A 14,231-nucleotide genomic window follows, 5' to 3' on the forward strand; every position below is an offset into this window, starting at 1 on the left:
TTGTTGTCAGATTGACATGATCTAATGATGGGGGTAAGATTTTTCATGAGACCAAAATAACAGGAAGGAGATAAGTTATGATGGAAGTGAGGTATAGTATACATCCCGAACACGCGAAGGGGTTCGACACCGAGAGACTCCGGAACGAGTTCCTCGTCACCGACCTCTTTCAGGCCGACGTGATCAGGCTCGTCTACAGCCACAACGACAGGATCATCGTGGGAGGCCTCCATCCCGTGAAGGGCCGGCTCACCCTGGGTGCCTCCAAGGAGCTCGGCACCGAGTACTTCTTCGAGCGGAGGGAGGGGGGAGTGGTCAACATAGGCGGCCCCGGCGTGGTGACCATCGACGGCACGGCGTACGAGATTGCGAAGAACGAGGCCGTGTACATAGGCAAGGGGGCTCGTGAGGTCTCCTTCATGAGCAAGGAGGGGACGAGCCCTGCGAAGTTCTACTTCCTCTCTGCTCCGGCTCACAAGGAGTATCCCTCCAGGAGGATCACCCTCACGGATGCGAGGAAGCTCGAGCTCGGGAGCGACGAGAACTCCAATGCCCGTACCATCTACCAGCTCATCCATCCCGACGTGCTTGAGACGTGCCAGCTCTGCATGGGGGTCACCCTCCTCAAGCCCCACAACGTGTGGAACACCATGCCCACCCACACCCATGAGCGCCGGATGGAAGTCTACTTCTACTACGAACTCCCCGCCGATCAGGTGGTGTTCCATCTCATGGGGCAGCCCCACGAGACGCGCCACATCGTGATGCGGAACGAGGAGGCCGTGCTCTCTCCCAGCTGGTCGATACACTCGGGTGTGGGGACCTCGAACTACGCCTTCATCTGGGGCATGATCGGCGAGAACCAGACCTATACCGATATGGATACCGTACCCATGGAGGTGCTCAGATGATTCTCGACATGTTCAAGCTCGACGGTAAGGTGGCCATCGTGACCGGATGCAGGAGGGGGATAGGTCGGGCGCTCGCCCTGGGCCTCGCGGAGGCGGGGGCCGATATCGTGGCAGTCATGCGCAGCGAGGAACCCGGGCTGGAGAGGGAGATCACCTCTCTCGGTCGGCGGTATCTCTGGGTGGAGGCCGATCTCTCTTCCATCGAGCCGGTGGAGAGGATCGTGGAGGAGGCGGTGAAGGCCTTCGGCAAGGTGGACATCCTGGTGAACAACGCAGGTATCATCCGGAGGGACGACATACTGGAGTTCTCGGAGGAGGACTGGGACGAGGTGATGAACGTGAACCTCAAATCGGTGTTCTTCCTCTCGCAGGCGGTGGCGCGGAGGATGAAGGAACAGGGAACCGGGGGGAAGATCATCAACATCGCCTCGATGCTCTCCTTCCAGGGGGGTATCAGGGTCCCCTCGTATACCGCGAGCAAGAGCGGTGTACTGGGGCTCACCCGGATACTGGGGAACGAGCTTGCGAAGTACGACATCCAGGTGAACGCGATCGCTCCCGGTTACATCGAGACCGACAATACCCGTGCCCTGCGCGAGGATCCTGTGCGGAACAAGGAGATCCTGGGACGGATTCCCGCGGGACGGTGGGGCTCGCCCGACGACCTGAAGGGTGCGGTGGTCTTCCTCGCCTCTCCCGCGAGCGACTACATGACCGGATCGGTGGTGGCGGTGGACGGAGGGTGGCTCGCGCGGTAGCCACCTCCTCGATCCGTTTCGTACACACGGTGGGACACAAAGAGGGGAGCAGGACATCTGCTCCCCTCTCTTCTATGGCCGCCTCGATGTCACACCGTGTAGGTCCCCGAGGTGGTGGCCCCCCCTCTGCCGGTCCAGTTGGTGTGGAAGAACTGGCCCCGTGGCCTGTCTACCCGCTCGTAGGTGTGGGCACCGAAGTAGTCCCGCTGGGCCTGGATGAGGTTCGCGGGGAGCCTGGAGGTGCGGTAGCCGTCGAGGAAGGAGAGTGCCGAGGAGAGGGCGGGGGTGGGGATCCCGTGGGTCACTGCGGTGCTCACCACCCTGCGCCACGAGGCCTCGGCCTCGAGGATGGTCTCCTTGAAGTAGGGGGCCAGCAGGAGGTTGGAGAGTCCGGGTTCGTTCCTGTAGGCCTCCCGTATCGTGTCCAGGAACACGCTGCGTATGATGCATCCCGCGCGCCAGAGCGTGGCGATCTTCCCGAAGTCGAGGTCCCATCCATAGGTGCGCGAGGCCTCCCTCATGAGCATGAACCCCTGTGCATAGGAGACCATCTTCGCCGCGAGGAGGGCTTTCTCGAGGTCGTCGACGAGGCGGCTTCTCTCCTCTTCCGTACCCTTCCAGGGCACGAGCGGTTCACCCAGGAGCTCGGCGGCGTGGACCCTCTCGTCCTTGAATGCGGAGAGGGAGCGGGCGAAGACCGCTTCCACGATGAGCGTGACGGGTACGCCGTGATCGAGGGCCTCTATGCCGGTCCACTTGCCGGTCCCCTTCTGGCCTGCTGCATCGAGGATCTTCTCCACAAGAGGGCTGCCGTCCTCATCCTTGTAGGCGAGGATGTCCCTGGTGATCTCGATGAGATAGGAGCCGAGCTTTCCCCGGTTCCAGCGATCGAAGATCTCGCTCATCCTGTCGTGGGAGAGGCCGAGGAGGGACTTCATGATGTGGTAGACCTCGGCGATGAGCTGCATGTCGCCGTACTCGATCCCGTTGTGCACCATCTTCACGAAGTGGCCGGCCCCCTCGGGCCCCACCCAATCGCAACAGGGCTGGCCGTCCGGGGTCTTCGCCGAGATGGCCTGGAAGATCTCCTTCACCAGCGGCCAGGCCTCCGGATTGCCTCCGGGCATCATCGAGGGGCCGTGACGGGCTCCCTCTTCCCCGCCCGAGATCCCCGTGCCGATGAAGAGGATGCCCTTCTCGGCGAGTTCTCTCGTGCGGCGGGTGGAATCGGAGAAGTGGGAGTTGCCGCCGTCGATGATGAGGTCTCCCGGCTCCAGAAGGGGCAGGAGCTTCCGGATGAACTCGTCCACCACCGCGCCTGCCTTCACCATGAGGATGATCTTGCGCGGTCTTAAGAGGAGGGAGACGAACTCTTCGAGCGTGTGTGCCCCGTACACGGTCTCTCGTCCCCCGGCTGGTCCTGCGAGGAAGTCGTCCACCTTCTCCACGGTGCGGTTGAAGACCGCAATGGAGTAGCCCCTGTCGTTGATGTTGAGGGCCAGGTTCTGACCCATGACCGCAAGGCCTATGAGTCCGATGTCTGCCTTTGCCATGACATGCTCCTTTCATTATATAAAAAGTATACTATGATCTTACTCCGCTTCAAAACGCTTCCGCCAGGTCCAGAGTCCCACGGCGGGGTTGGGGATGAAGTAGTAGCGTTCGCCGTGACGTTCCTTCCACCCCGTCCTCAGGTCCTCGGGAAGGTAGCGGCGGAGGGCCTCCTCCACTTCCATGTAGGAGAAGCCCGCCCCCTCCACCTCTTCCCTCGAAAGACCGCCTGCGGCATAGGTGATCCCGAACCTCCCCTCGGAGGAGCCGTGGATGAGGTGGGCGGCGGCCCCGAGGTTCCCCTGCAGCTCGGGATCCCGCTGCACGGCTTCGAGCACGTAGTCGGTACCCCGGTAGCCGTGGCGCCGCACGAGTCGATCGATGGTGGGGTCCTCTCCGAACTCCTTCACCCCCGGAGCGATGATCACGAGTTCCCCGCCGTCCGCGATGGCCATGCGGGTACGGTAGATGGCCTTGTTCCCGAGCCAGGTGCTCCGGTACTCCTGAGGGTCGAGGTAGACCACCACCTTCTCGAGCGATTCGTCGAGATAGGTGAGGTTGACCTGCTGGGAGAGTCGCGCGGCTTTCTCGAAGCAGGCGTCGTCGTCGCCGATGAAGAGGCCCCTCACCACTAGGGAGCCTTCCTCGTCGGGTGAGAGTACGGTGAGGACGTAGAGGATGGGGAGGTCGCGGCAGAAGCGGGAGGCCGCATACCCGAGGACCTTCCGCACCGGGGTATGGATGCGGCCCATGATGCGCTCCATGCCGTAGACCGCGCCCAGGTAGTGGCTCTTGTTGATCCCTTCGGCCCCGCCGGTGCCCACGAAGATGTTCTTGGTGTAGTTGGCGAGGCCGATCACCTCGTGGGGCACCACCTGGCCGATCGAGAGGATGAGGTCGTGACCTTCGAGGAGGTGATGGTTCACCTGTGCGGGCCAGGGGAAGCGGACCTTCCCCTCGGAGACCTCCTCCACATAGTCCGCCGGGACTTCTCCGAGCGTGCGGATGTCGGTGCGCCAGTTGTGATCGATGAAGAGCTCCGGCGGGATGTCGGGGTACATGAGGGCCTTTTCTTCGGAGGTCATGGGTGCGTGGGTCCCCAGCGCCGGGAGCACGCCCTTGCAGGCCTTTCCCAGGTAGCGGTAGGCCATGCAGGTGAGTTCCCCGGCTTTTGAGTGGAGCCGGGTGATGTCGGGCGGGACGATGAGGGCGCGCCTCACCCTGCCCCATCGCTCCAGGGCCGTGTAGAGGCCCTCCTTGAGGTCCTCGAGCGAGAGTCGTGCGGTGGGCCCTCCTGCCTCGAAGTGGATCATGTCGCCTCCCAGGGGGGCGTGGAAGGAAGCGAGCGCTCGAAGCGTTCGAGCAGCCGGTCCTGATAGGCGCCTTCGAACCTTCCTTCGAAGAAGCGGTGAAGGCCCTCACGGTGGAGTTCTTCCCAGGATGCCTCCTCCTGGCCGGGGATGATGGGAAAGAAGAGGGCGTCGTTGGCCCGGGCGGCCTCGAGGTCACCCGGGGCATCGCCGATCATGAGACGGTGGGAGGGTGGGTAGTGGTCGGCCACGGCCGCGGCGATCTGCCGGGCCTTGTTTCCCACCTCCTGACCTGCGATGGCCTTCACGTACTGGCTTATGCCCTGCTCGGTCCATTCGCGTTCGAGGGCCTCGAACGGGGTCTGGCTCACCACCAGGGTGTCGGCCTTCTCCTGCATGAGGGCGAGGGATTCCTTCACGTAGGGGAAGGGGGGGATGCCGCCCTGGACCATTCGTGCGATGGCCTCGTTCACGCCCTGCGACCAGCGGTAGACGAGCTCGAGTTCGGGATCGTGTGTGCGTTCGAGTTCCTGGGTAAGTGTGTTCATGCCCAGTTTGGTCTCCCTCTCCACCCAGGCGCGAAGGGCGGTGAGGGAGGGAAGCCGGGGGGAGCGTTTCTTTGCTTCGGGGTGCGAGGAGAGCAGGTCGATGGCCTTGATGACTGCGAGGAAACGGTTGATGCCGCGGGTGGTGGAGTAGAGGTTCACGAACTCCCACACCTGACGGGCATAGCGTGAGACGCTCTGGAGCGAGAAGTGGTAGACGAATTCGGGACAGAAACATTCCTTGTGTTTGAGTTCCATGGTGTCGAAGATGCATCCATCGGAGTCGATGCCGATGAAGAACTCCTTCTCACGGGTGAAGTGGTCGATGGTTCGTGCGCTCATAGTCCTTACCTCTTTATATTGTACGTAGGTTTGGTGTGGCTGTATATGCCTTTCTACTACAATTTGGCAGCACAATTCAATATGATCTAAAATCAAATATCTCAATATCGTGTGCGGAGCAATTTCCGTCATTCGGACCGCAGGATGGACCAAGACGGCAGCGGGGAGGTCGGGTAGAATAGGAGGAGAGCGTTTTACAGGAGTGGAGTCCCTTCTTGCATGGGAATCGAGATGAGGAGGTGTAGATGCGAAGTGGGAGACGATGCCTGTGGTCGGAGAGGCCGGCCGGGGTGTGGCGCGATGGCTACCCGGTGGGGAACGGGAGACTGGCGGCGTTGGTGCTCGGTGGGGTGGGGGAGGAGCGGATCCATCTCAACCACGAGTGGCTCTGGAGGGGGTGGTATAGGGATCGGGTGGCGGAGGAGCGGGCGCACCTCGTGGGGTGGGTGCGTGAGGCCTTCTTCACGGGGGACTGGGAGGAGGGGACGCGCCGGGCGAACGAGGCGTTCGGGGGTGGGGGAGGGGTGAGTGGACGGACGTGCCGGGTGGGGGCCTACCAGCCTGCAGGGACGCTCGTGCTGCGATGGGAGGGGATGGAGGAAGCGGAGTACAGGCGGGAGCTGGACCTGGAGGAGGGGGTGGTTCGGGTGCGGAGGGGGGAGAGCCTGGAGGAGGTGATGGCGGTGTTGGGGGGTGGGCCGGTGGGGGTGAGGGTGTCGGGGTGGGGGAAGGGGTGGGTGGGGCTCGGGCGGGAGGTGCAGGAGGGGGTGGAGGTGCGGGTGGAGTGCGGGGATGGGAGGGTGCGGCTCGAGGGGCGGTTCGAGGAGGGGATCGTGTGGGAGGTGCTGGCCGTGGTGGAGGGTGGGGTGTGCAGGGAGGAGGGAAAGGGGGTGTGGGTGGAAGGGGAGGAGGTGGTGGTGTGGGTGGTGGTGGATGTGTGGGAGGAGGTGGGGGGGAGTCGGCGGCGGCTTCCCTCGTACGGGCCGCCGGAGGTGCCGGGGGAGGGGTGGGAGGCGGTGCGGAGGCGACACGTGGAGGCCTACGGGCAGCTCTTCGGCCGGGTGAGGCTCGTGGTGGAGGGGGAGGAGCCCCTCCTGCCCACGGGTCGGCGGAGGGGGGATCCCGATCCGCTCCTCCCTGTGCTCCTCTTCGACTACGGGCGCTACCTCCTCATCTCCTCTTCGGCGCCGGGGTGCGATCTTCCGGCAAACCTTCAGGGGAAGTGGAATCCTCTCCTCGAGCCGCCCTGGGATGCGGACTACCACATGGACATCAACCTCCAGATGAACTACTGGCTCGCCGAGGGGGCCGGGCTGGGTGAGTGCGTGACGCCTCTGGTGCGCTATGTGGTAAGGATGATGCCTTCGGCACGGGAGGCGGCCCGCCGGCTCTTCGGGTGCAGGGGGATCTGGTTCCCCCTCACCTCGGATGCGTGGGCGCGGGCCACGCCCGAGGCGTACGGATGGGACGTGTGGGTGGGGGCGGCGGCGTGGATGGCCCAGCACCTCGTGTGGCGGTACCTCTACAGCGGGGACGAGGGGTTCCTCCGGGAGACGGTGTATCCCTTCCTCGAGGAGGTGGCGCTCTTCTTCGAGGATTTCCTCGTGGAGGACGGGGAGGGGGTGTTGCAGGTGGTACCGTCCCAGTCTCCGGAGCACAGGTGGGAGGGGCTCGAGGGGTTTCCGGTGGGGCTGTGCGTCTCCTCCGCCGTGGATGTGCAGCTCGTGCGTTGGGTGTTGAGGATGGCGGTGGAGCTGGGTGGGCGGTTGGGGGACGAGGTGAGCAGGTGGCGCGAGATGGAGGGGCGGCTCGCGCGGCTGCGGGTGGGAAGGGATGGGGTGCTCCTGGAGTGGGGGAGGGAGCTCCCGGAGGCGGAGCCGGGGCACCGGCACCTCTCGCCGCTGTGGGGTTTTTTCCCGGGCGATGTCCTGTGGGATGAGGCCCCGGAGGTCCGGGAGGGGGCGGTGCGGCTCCTGGAGCGCCGGGTGAGGCACGGGTGCGGCCGGACGGGGTGGAGCAGGGCGCACCTCGCGTGTCTGTGTGCGGCGCTGGGGAGGGGGGAGGATGCGTGGGAGCACGTGTGCGTCCTCCTCAGGGAGTTCACGACCGAGAGCCTCCTTGGGCTCCACCCGGTGGACCTGTTCCAGGTGGATGCGGGGCTGGGGGGTGCGGCTGCGGTGCTCCTCATGCTGCTCCAGGTGCGGCCGGATGGGGTGCTGCGCCTGCTTCCCGCCCTCCCGCGGGCATGGGGCCGGGGGAGGGTGGAGGGGATGCGGGCGCCGGGAGGGTGGTGTGTGGGGGTGTGGTGGGAGGGGGGGGAGGTGAGGGAGGCGTGGTTCGAGGGGGGGAGGGGGGCCTGCAGGGTGGAGGCGTGGGCAGAGGAGGGAGTGGTGCGGCACGGAGGGGAGGAGTGGGTGGTGAGGGCGAGGGAGGGGGTGTGGAAGGTGGGGGGACGGGGGGAGGGGAGGTACGTGGTGCGGGGATGTGTGGGGAAAGATGTCTCGAGCCTTTTGCGCTGTTTTCACGCAACGATAGGTAAAGACATTACAAGCGGGTGGGGATTTATTTTACCCCAAAAAAGCGGTCCACAGGTGCGATAGAAGGGGAAAACGAGGTCGGAGTTGAAAAATTGACCCCAAAAAAGAGGGCCCCCGGGTTTTTCCATGATAGAATCATGGTAGCAGAAAACCGACGGAGGGGCCCATGGCAAGTATAGCACAGAAATCACTTTTTTGCTGGCACGATGTAGAAGCATTGGGGGATTTACATCGGCTTCGGCTGGTGTTGGAGAACCTGCCGGATGAGGAACTGATGCAGCAGCTGGAACAGAGGCGGGGGAGAGGCCGGAATGAATATCCGGTACGGGCGATGTGGAACTCGCTCGTTGCGGGGATAGTGTTTCAGCACCCGAGCATCGAGCAGCTACGCCGGGAGCTCTTGCGGAACGGGCAGTTGAGGGACCTGTGTGGATTTGATCCTACCCGGGGAAGCGATGCGGTACCCAGTGCCAGCGCGTACAGCCGGTTTCTTTCCACCTTGAGGAAGCGGAGTATCCGGGAAGCACTGGTAAGGGTGTTTACCAGCCTGGTGGATCAGTGCTACCGGGAGCTGCCTGGATTTGGGCGGCGGCTGGGAGCCGATGGGAAGGGGATAGCAAGCGTTGCCCGTCGAAGGGGGAAGGGTGCCGGAGACCGGCGCGGGGAGCACGATGCGGACTGGGGGTGTCATGAGTATGTGTATCAGAATGAACGGGGGGAGGTGCAGAAGTCGGTAAAGAAATGGTTCGGGTTTACGGTGCACCTCCTTGCGGATACAGAGTATGAACTGCCGGTGGCCTTTACGGTGAGTCGGGCCTCAAAGCACGAGGTGCCGGTGATGCGAAAGCTGATTCGGTCCCTGGATCGCCATAGGCCGCATATACTCAAGGCGGCGGAAGTGTTCACGGCCGACCGGGGCTATGATGATGGCACGTTGATAGATCTGTTGTGGCACGAGCACCGGATCAAACCGGTCATCGATATTCGCAACCTGTGGAAAGATGGAGAGGAGACGAAGCTGGTGGCAGGGACACCGAACGTGGTGTATGACTACCAGGGGACGGTGAGTTGTGTCTGTATGGCCACGGGGACGCAGCGGGAGATGGCCTACCGGGGATTTGAAGAGAAGCGGGGCACGTTGAAGTACGGCTGTCCTGCGGTGCACTATGGGTATGAGTGTGCAGGCAAAGCCTCCTGTCCCTTGGCCTCCTGTATTCGGATCCCCCTCTCCACGGACCGCAGAGTCTTCACGCCTCTCGCCCGATCTTCGTATCGGTGGAAGCGGGAGTATGCCAAGCGAACGGCCTTGGAGCGGATCCACAGCCGGCTGGATCGAAGCTTTAGCCTGGAACTCCACACGATCCGGGGGCAGGAGAAACTGTCGGTTCACCTTACGCTGGTGTTTTCTGTCATGAGTGCCCTTGCCCTGGGACGAGTGCGAGAGAACCAGCCGAACCAGATGCGCTCCCTGGTCAGGCCTGCGGCCTAACGAGCGGTCTTACCGAAACCGATCCCCCGTATCCACGTTCCCTTGAGGAATCCTGAGGGAAGGTGTGTCCGGTTCGGATACAGAACCGCCGTGGTGGAGTGAACGCGAGCAAACCATCGTGCATATTGTACCGTTGTGAGCACTATTCCGGATGAGAATACGGTAACGTTGACACCCTAAGCAGGCATTACAGCGCGTTGTTGCCCAGGATTCCCGTTGGCTTACTAAAAAAAGCAGTACAGCGCAAAAGGCTCTGTCTCATCTTTTGTTTGACAAATCGGCGTCAATGTTTTAGAATATCAGGTATCAAATATATCAGATTGAGGAGGGTTCTATGCGAATGCACAGGATGATCATGCTTGTGCTGAGCGTTCTCCTCCTGTCGGCCCTTCCTCTCCTCGCCTCCGGAACCGGAGAAGGAGAGCAGGCCCAGGAGCAGTACGTACTCAAGTTCAACCACGTGCTCAGCCAGAACGATCCGTTCCACAAGGCGTTCCTGAACTGGGCCGAGAATGCGTACAGCCGGTCCAACGGACGCCTCAAGATCGAGGTCTTCCACAGCGCCCAGCTGGGGGTGGAGGAGGACATCATCGAGCAGATCCGCATGGGAGCGAATGTGGGTCAGAACACCGATTCCGCTCGTATGGGTAACTACGTACCCGACATCGCGGTGGTGAACGGGCCCTACTTCTTCGACAGCCTCGACGACGTCTGGAAGCTCAACGAGTCTCCCACCATGCAGGCCTGGCTCAAGGAACTCGAGACCAAGTACGGGATCAAGGTGCTCTCGTTCAACTGGGTACAGGGGTGGAGGAACCTGCTCACCAACAAGCCCATAAAGAGCCCGGACGATCTCAGAGGCCTCAGGATCCGCGCTCCCGGTGCCCCCATCTGGATGGAGTCCATCCGTTCCCTCGGGGCCACTCCCGTGGCGATGGCCTTCAGCGAGATCTATTCCGGCATCCAGACCAAGGTGGTGGATGGCGCCGGCAACGTGAACGTGAACACCCTCAACACCCGACTCTATGAGGTGGTGAAGTATCTCAACGAGACCAAGCACATCCTCCTCGTGAACTTCGAGGTGGTGAGCGCCAAGTGGTTCAACTCGCTTCCCGCGGATCTCCAGACCATCCTCCAGGAGGAGTGTGACAAGGCCGGACGCCAGGTGTCCATCGAGGTGGACAAGATCGGTGAGGAGGCCAAGGCGAAGCTTGCCGAGCAGGGTATGACGATCATCCCCTATGAGGAGATCGACATCGCCGCCTTCAAGCAGAACAGTATCAAGGCGTATGAGACGCTGGGTATCCTGGAAGCCCGTAACAAGATCTTCAAGGAACTGGGTAAGATGTAATGTTCCAAAGGGGGAAGGGGGATCCTCCCCTCCCCCCTCTTCGTGTGCGCATCTATCACCTCTGTCTCATCGAGAGGAACCATATGAACAACTTTTTGCAGAAGCTCTATAAAATCGAGGAATATGCAGCGGCCTCGCTCCTCAGCGCGGCCACGTTGCTCATCTTTGTCTCCGCGGTCACCAGGACCTTCGACCTGCCCTTGAACTGGGCCCTCGATCTCACGCTCTTCCTCTTCGCGTGGAGCGTCTTCCTGGGTGCCGATGTAGCCATGAGACGGAACAACCTGGTGAACGTCGACCTCCTCGTGGCGAGGCTTCCCGTTCCCGTCCAGAGGGTCTGTGCGGTGGTTTCCTATATCCTCATCCTGGTGTTCCTGGGGGCACTCACGGGCTATGGATTCTGGCTGAGCTATGCGAGCAGAGCCAGGGCCTTCCAGGGGATACCGTGGTTCAGCTACACCTGGGTGGCCCTGAGCGTTCCGGTGGGTTCCATCCTCATGATCATCACCACCATACGCCAGTTCAGGGCCTATCTCAAGGAGGCGAGGCCTCCTGCTGCAGAGGACGGGGAGGTCCTGTAGATCTCCCAGCATGTAGTTTGTGAGAGGAGTATCGTATGTTACTGGTGGCTATACTGTTTCTGCTCTTCCTCCTCATGGGGATGCCGGTGGCCTTCGCCATTGGAATCTCGGGGGTGGCCTTTTTCCTCCAGCATTCGGAGCTGCCCTTCTCCATGATAGTCCAGCTTCCCATATCGCAGACGCAGAACTTCCCCCTCCTCGCCGTGCCCTTGTTCATCTTCGCGGGGAACATCATGAACAGCGCGGGAGTGACCCAGCGGCTCATCAAGCTCTCCACCCTCCTCACGGGGCACATGAGAGGAGGGCTCGCCCAGGTGAGCGTGGTCCTGAGCACCCTCATGGGTGGGGTTTCGGGGTCGGCCACGGCCGATGCGGCGATGGAGGCGAGGCTCCTGGGGCCGGGAATGCTGGAACGCGGCTATTCGAAAGGGTACATCGCCGCCGTGATAGGGTATACGTCCCTCATCACCGCGACCGTACCTCCCGGAGTGGGGATCATCATCTACGGTACCACGGGTGAGGTCTCCATCGGCCAGCTCTTCGCAGCGGGCCTGATGGTGGGGCTCATCATGATGGTGGCCCTCATGATCACGGTCGCCATTACCGCCCGGGTGAGGGGCTACAAGCCCGAGAGGGAGCGTCGGGCATCTCTCAAGGAGATCTTTTCCTCCCTCGGGGAGACCATCTGGGCACTCATCTTCCCCATCCTCCTCCTCGTGGGTCTCAGGATGGGTATCTACACCCCCTCGGAGGTGGGTGCGTTCGCCTGCGTGTACGGGATCTTCGTGGGGGTCTTCGTCTACAAGGAGCTCACCTGGAAGAAGTTCCTCGAGACGCTCCGGACCACCGCCAACGACGTGGGCGCGGTGATGTACATCATCGCCCTCTCGGGGATCTTCCGGTACGGGATCCCCTTCGAGCACATACCCCAGGCCCTCACCTCCCTCATCACGGGATTCACCTCGAATGTGCACCTCCTGCTGATACTGGTGGTGGTCTTCCTCATCTTCGTGGGGATGTTCATGGAGGGCTCGGTGGCGATCCTCCTGTTCACCCCGATTCTCCTTCCCATGGTGCAGGCGTTCGGTGTCGATCCGGTACACTTCGGGCTCGTGATGTGCACCACCATCACGATGGGGCTCCTCACCCCACCGGTGGGGATCTCCATGTACGCCCTCTCCAGCATCCTGGAGATGCCGATCTCCGAGTATATCAAGGAGATGTGGCCGTTCCTCGGGGCCGTGGTCGCGGTGATCCTATTCATGATCTTCTTCCCCGATGTGGTGCTCTTTCTCCCGAGGCTCCTGTTTGGATGATATGAGCGTTCGATGTTCAAGATAGAGATGAGGAGGAATTTCGATGAAACTCAAGGATAGAGTGGCGTTGGTGACGGGATCGGCCCGGGGGATCGGCCGGGCCGTCGCCCTGCGGCTCGCCCAGGAAGGGGCGGGTGTGGGGATCATGGATCTCAAAGGCACCGAGGAGACCGCGCAGGAGTTCTCCTCCATGGGCTACAAGGCCGTGCCCCTCCCCGCAGACGTGACCAGGTACGAGGAGGTCGCCTCTGCGGTGGAGAAACTGGTGGAGGCCTTCGGAAAGGTGGATATCCTCGTGAATAACGCGGGTATCATCGTACGGGGACACGTGCTCGATCTTTCCCTCGAGGAGTGGCGCAAGGTGATCGACGTGAACCTCCACGGCACGTTCCACTGCTGCAAGGCCGTCCTGCCGTACATGGTGAAGCAGAACTATGGGCGTATCGTGAACATCACCTCCATCGCCGGGAAGGTGGGGGACATCACCGCGGCCCCTGCCTACGGAACCTCGAAGGGAGCGGTGAACACCCTCACCAAGTCCCTCGCACGCCAGCTCGCGGACTACGGGATCACCGTAAATGCGGTGGCACCCCATGCCATCGAGACCGACATGAGTGCCCAGTGGACCCCTGAACAGCGGAAGGCCGTGATAGATGCGATCCCCCTCAAGCGCCTGGGTAAGCCGGAGGAAGTGGCCGAGGCCGTGGTCTTCCTGGTGAGCGAAGGGGCTTCGTTCATCACAGGGGAGATACTCGACGTGAACGGCGGCTATCTCATGGACTAGGGCAGAAGGGGATCTCGAGCGATCGGTGCGGCAGGGTCATTCGTCCGGAAGCTGGGCGAAGCCCCTGCCTTTTATTATGTTCTTCCGGCTCTGCCGAAGGTGCTCGCGGATGATTCGCACGGCTTCCTTGGAGTGACTGCTGAGGGCATCCAGGAGGGTCCTGTGGTCCCGGTATGTCCGAGCCACGTCCGGAGGGGCCGCGATGTCGTAGATGAAGTGCATGTTGAGTTTGAGATTGATCTCCCTGTAGAACTTGTCCACGAGGGAGTTGTTGGCGAGTCTGCACAGCTGGGTGTGGTAGAGGTGCTCGAGCTGGATGTACTCCGAGAGGAGGAGGGGAAACCGAGGGCTGTCGTGGGCGCCGTCTTGGAGGAGGAGAGGCGCCACGTGTTCCATCCGTTCCACGATCTCGTGGAGTGGATGGAGGTCGTCTTGGTCCACGGAAGCGTAGACCTTTTCCACACAGAAGACCTCGAGAAGCTCCCTCATCTCCACGGTCTCGAGGATGTCTTTCTTGGTGGGGATGGTGATGATACAGGTGCTCCGTGGCTTGATGGTGACGAGCCCTTCCATCTCGAGGCGTTTGATGGCCTCCCGCACGGGCATGGTGCTCACTTTTAGTTGCTGAGCGAGCTGCTTGATGTTGAGCACGTCGCCGTATTTGATCCGTCCTTCGATGATCTGGTCACAGAGGTACTGGTAGACCTGTTCGCTCAGACTCCTCACTTCGATCGGTTGTTTCTCCCTGGTCGGCAT

General features: G+C 61.9%; 12 protein-coding genes. 8 read left to right on the forward strand and 4 right to left on the reverse strand.

Annotated features, from left to right (window positions below):
- Positions 1-77 precede the first annotated feature (77 nt).
- Both kduI and kduD read left to right on the forward strand, forming a co-directional pair.
- On the forward strand, positions 78-911 hold the full coding sequence (kduI, locus tag SPITH_RS01900) for a 5-dehydro-4-deoxy-D-glucuronate isomerase (protein ID WP_014624060.1): 834 nt from the start codon (positions 78-80) through the stop codon (positions 909-911).
- Positions 908-1,669 carry a 2-dehydro-3-deoxy-D-gluconate 5-dehydrogenase KduD gene (kduD, locus tag SPITH_RS01905; RefSeq protein WP_014624061.1) on the forward strand — a complete coding sequence of 254 codons (762 nt, stop codon included), beginning with the start codon at positions 908-910 and terminating at the stop codon, positions 1,667-1,669. The genes kduI and kduD overlap by 4 nt, the downstream gene beginning before the upstream one ends.
- A gap of 89 nt (positions 1,670-1,758) precedes the next feature.
- On the opposite strand, the gene gnd is transcribed toward kduD, so the two are convergent.
- The 3 genes from gnd to SPITH_RS01920 are packed head-to-tail and all read right to left on the reverse strand — an operon-like array spanning position 1,759 to position 5,417.
- Positions 1,759-3,222 (reverse strand): decarboxylating NADP(+)-dependent phosphogluconate dehydrogenase, encoded by a 1,464-nt coding sequence (gene gnd / locus SPITH_RS01910; protein ID WP_014624062.1) that lies wholly within the window; start codon positions 3,220-3,222, stop codon positions 1,759-1,761.
- A 39-nt stretch (positions 3,223-3,261) separates the two neighbouring features.
- Positions 3,262-4,533: a nickel-dependent putative hexonate epimerase gene (locus tag SPITH_RS01915; protein ID WP_014624063.1), complete on the reverse strand. Its 1,272-nt coding sequence runs from the start codon at positions 4,531-4,533 to the stop codon at positions 3,262-3,264.
- Entirely contained in the window at positions 4,530-5,417 is an 888-nt protein-coding gene (locus SPITH_RS01920) for an HAD family hydrolase (protein ID WP_014624064.1), read from the reverse strand. Before SPITH_RS01920 ends, SPITH_RS01915 begins: the two co-directional genes overlap by 4 nt.
- Positions 5,418-5,662: 245 nt before the next feature.
- Here SPITH_RS01920 and SPITH_RS12715 point away from each other — a divergent pair, with 245 nt between their 5' ends.
- From SPITH_RS12715 to SPITH_RS01950, 6 genes are all read left to right on the forward strand, one after another.
- Entirely contained in the window at positions 5,663-8,017 is a 2,355-nt protein-coding gene (locus SPITH_RS12715; RefSeq protein ID WP_014624065.1) for a glycosyl hydrolase family 95 catalytic domain-containing protein, read from the forward strand.
- Positions 8,018-8,120: 103 nt separating this feature from the next.
- Positions 8,121-9,443 carry a transposase gene (locus SPITH_RS01930; protein WP_014624066.1) on the forward strand — a complete coding sequence of 441 codons (1,323 nt, stop codon included), beginning with the start codon at positions 8,121-8,123 and terminating at the stop codon, positions 9,441-9,443.
- 334 nt (positions 9,444-9,777) lie between these two features.
- Positions 9,778-10,794: a C4-dicarboxylate TRAP transporter substrate-binding protein gene (locus SPITH_RS01935; protein ID WP_014624067.1), complete on the forward strand. Its 1,017-nt coding sequence runs from the start codon at positions 9,778-9,780 to the stop codon at positions 10,792-10,794.
- A gap of 83 nt (positions 10,795-10,877) precedes the next feature.
- Positions 10,878-11,375 carry a TRAP transporter small permease gene (locus SPITH_RS01940; protein ID WP_245523422.1) on the forward strand — a complete coding sequence of 166 codons (498 nt, stop codon included), beginning with the start codon at positions 10,878-10,880 and terminating at the stop codon, positions 11,373-11,375.
- Positions 11,376-11,410: 35 nt separating this feature from the next.
- Entirely contained in the window at positions 11,411-12,691 is a 1,281-nt protein-coding gene (locus SPITH_RS01945) for a TRAP transporter large permease (RefSeq protein WP_014624069.1), read from the forward strand.
- Positions 12,692-12,734: 43 nt separating this feature from the next.
- Positions 12,735-13,475 (forward strand): SDR family NAD(P)-dependent oxidoreductase, encoded by a 741-nt coding sequence (locus tag SPITH_RS01950; RefSeq protein ID WP_014624070.1) that lies wholly within the window; start codon positions 12,735-12,737, stop codon positions 13,473-13,475.
- 36 nt (positions 13,476-13,511) lie between these two features.
- Here SPITH_RS01950 and SPITH_RS01955 read toward each other — a convergent pair whose 3' ends face one another.
- Positions 13,512-14,231, reverse strand: a complete 720-nt coding sequence (locus SPITH_RS01955; RefSeq protein ID WP_014624071.1) for a GntR family transcriptional regulator — start codon at positions 14,229-14,231, stop codon at positions 13,512-13,514.

The organism is Spirochaeta thermophila DSM 6578, assembly GCF_000184345.1.
Lineage (GTDB): Bacteria > Spirochaetota > Spirochaetia > Winmispirales > Winmispiraceae > Winmispira > Winmispira thermophila.

What these genes read in the sequence shown, in the direction of transcription:
- kduI (WP_014624060.1), top strand. Translation starts at nt 78, where the DNA reads ATGATGGAAGTGAGGTATAGTATACATCCCGAACACGCGAAGGGGTTC.
- kduD (WP_014624061.1), top strand. Translation starts at nt 908, where the DNA reads ATGATTCTCGACATGTTCAAGCTCGACGGTAAGGTGGCCATCGTGACC.
- gnd (WP_014624062.1), bottom strand. Translation starts at nt 3,222, where the DNA reads ATGGCAAAGGCAGACATCGGACTCATAGGCCTTGCGGTCATGGGTCAG.
- SPITH_RS01915 (WP_014624063.1), bottom strand. Translation starts at nt 4,533, where the DNA reads ATGATCCACTTCGAGGCAGGAGGGCCCACCGCACGACTCTCGCTCGAG.
- SPITH_RS01920 (WP_014624064.1), bottom strand. Translation starts at nt 5,417, where the DNA reads ATGAGCGCACGAACCATCGACCACTTCACCCGTGAGAAGGAGTTCTTC.
- SPITH_RS12715 (WP_014624065.1), top strand. Translation starts at nt 5,663, where the DNA reads ATGCGAAGTGGGAGACGATGCCTGTGGTCGGAGAGGCCGGCCGGGGTG.
- SPITH_RS01930 (WP_014624066.1), top strand. Translation starts at nt 8,121, where the DNA reads ATGGCAAGTATAGCACAGAAATCACTTTTTTGCTGGCACGATGTAGAA.
- SPITH_RS01935 (WP_014624067.1), top strand. Translation starts at nt 9,778, where the DNA reads ATGCGAATGCACAGGATGATCATGCTTGTGCTGAGCGTTCTCCTCCTG.
- SPITH_RS01940 (WP_245523422.1), top strand. Translation starts at nt 10,878, where the DNA reads ATGAACAACTTTTTGCAGAAGCTCTATAAAATCGAGGAATATGCAGCG.
- SPITH_RS01945 (WP_014624069.1), top strand. Translation starts at nt 11,411, where the DNA reads ATGTTACTGGTGGCTATACTGTTTCTGCTCTTCCTCCTCATGGGGATG.
- SPITH_RS01950 (WP_014624070.1), top strand. Translation starts at nt 12,735, where the DNA reads ATGAAACTCAAGGATAGAGTGGCGTTGGTGACGGGATCGGCCCGGGGG.
- SPITH_RS01955 (WP_014624071.1), bottom strand. Translation starts at nt 14,231, where the DNA reads ATGCCGACCAGGGAGAAACAACCGATCGAAGTGAGGAGTCTGAGCGAA.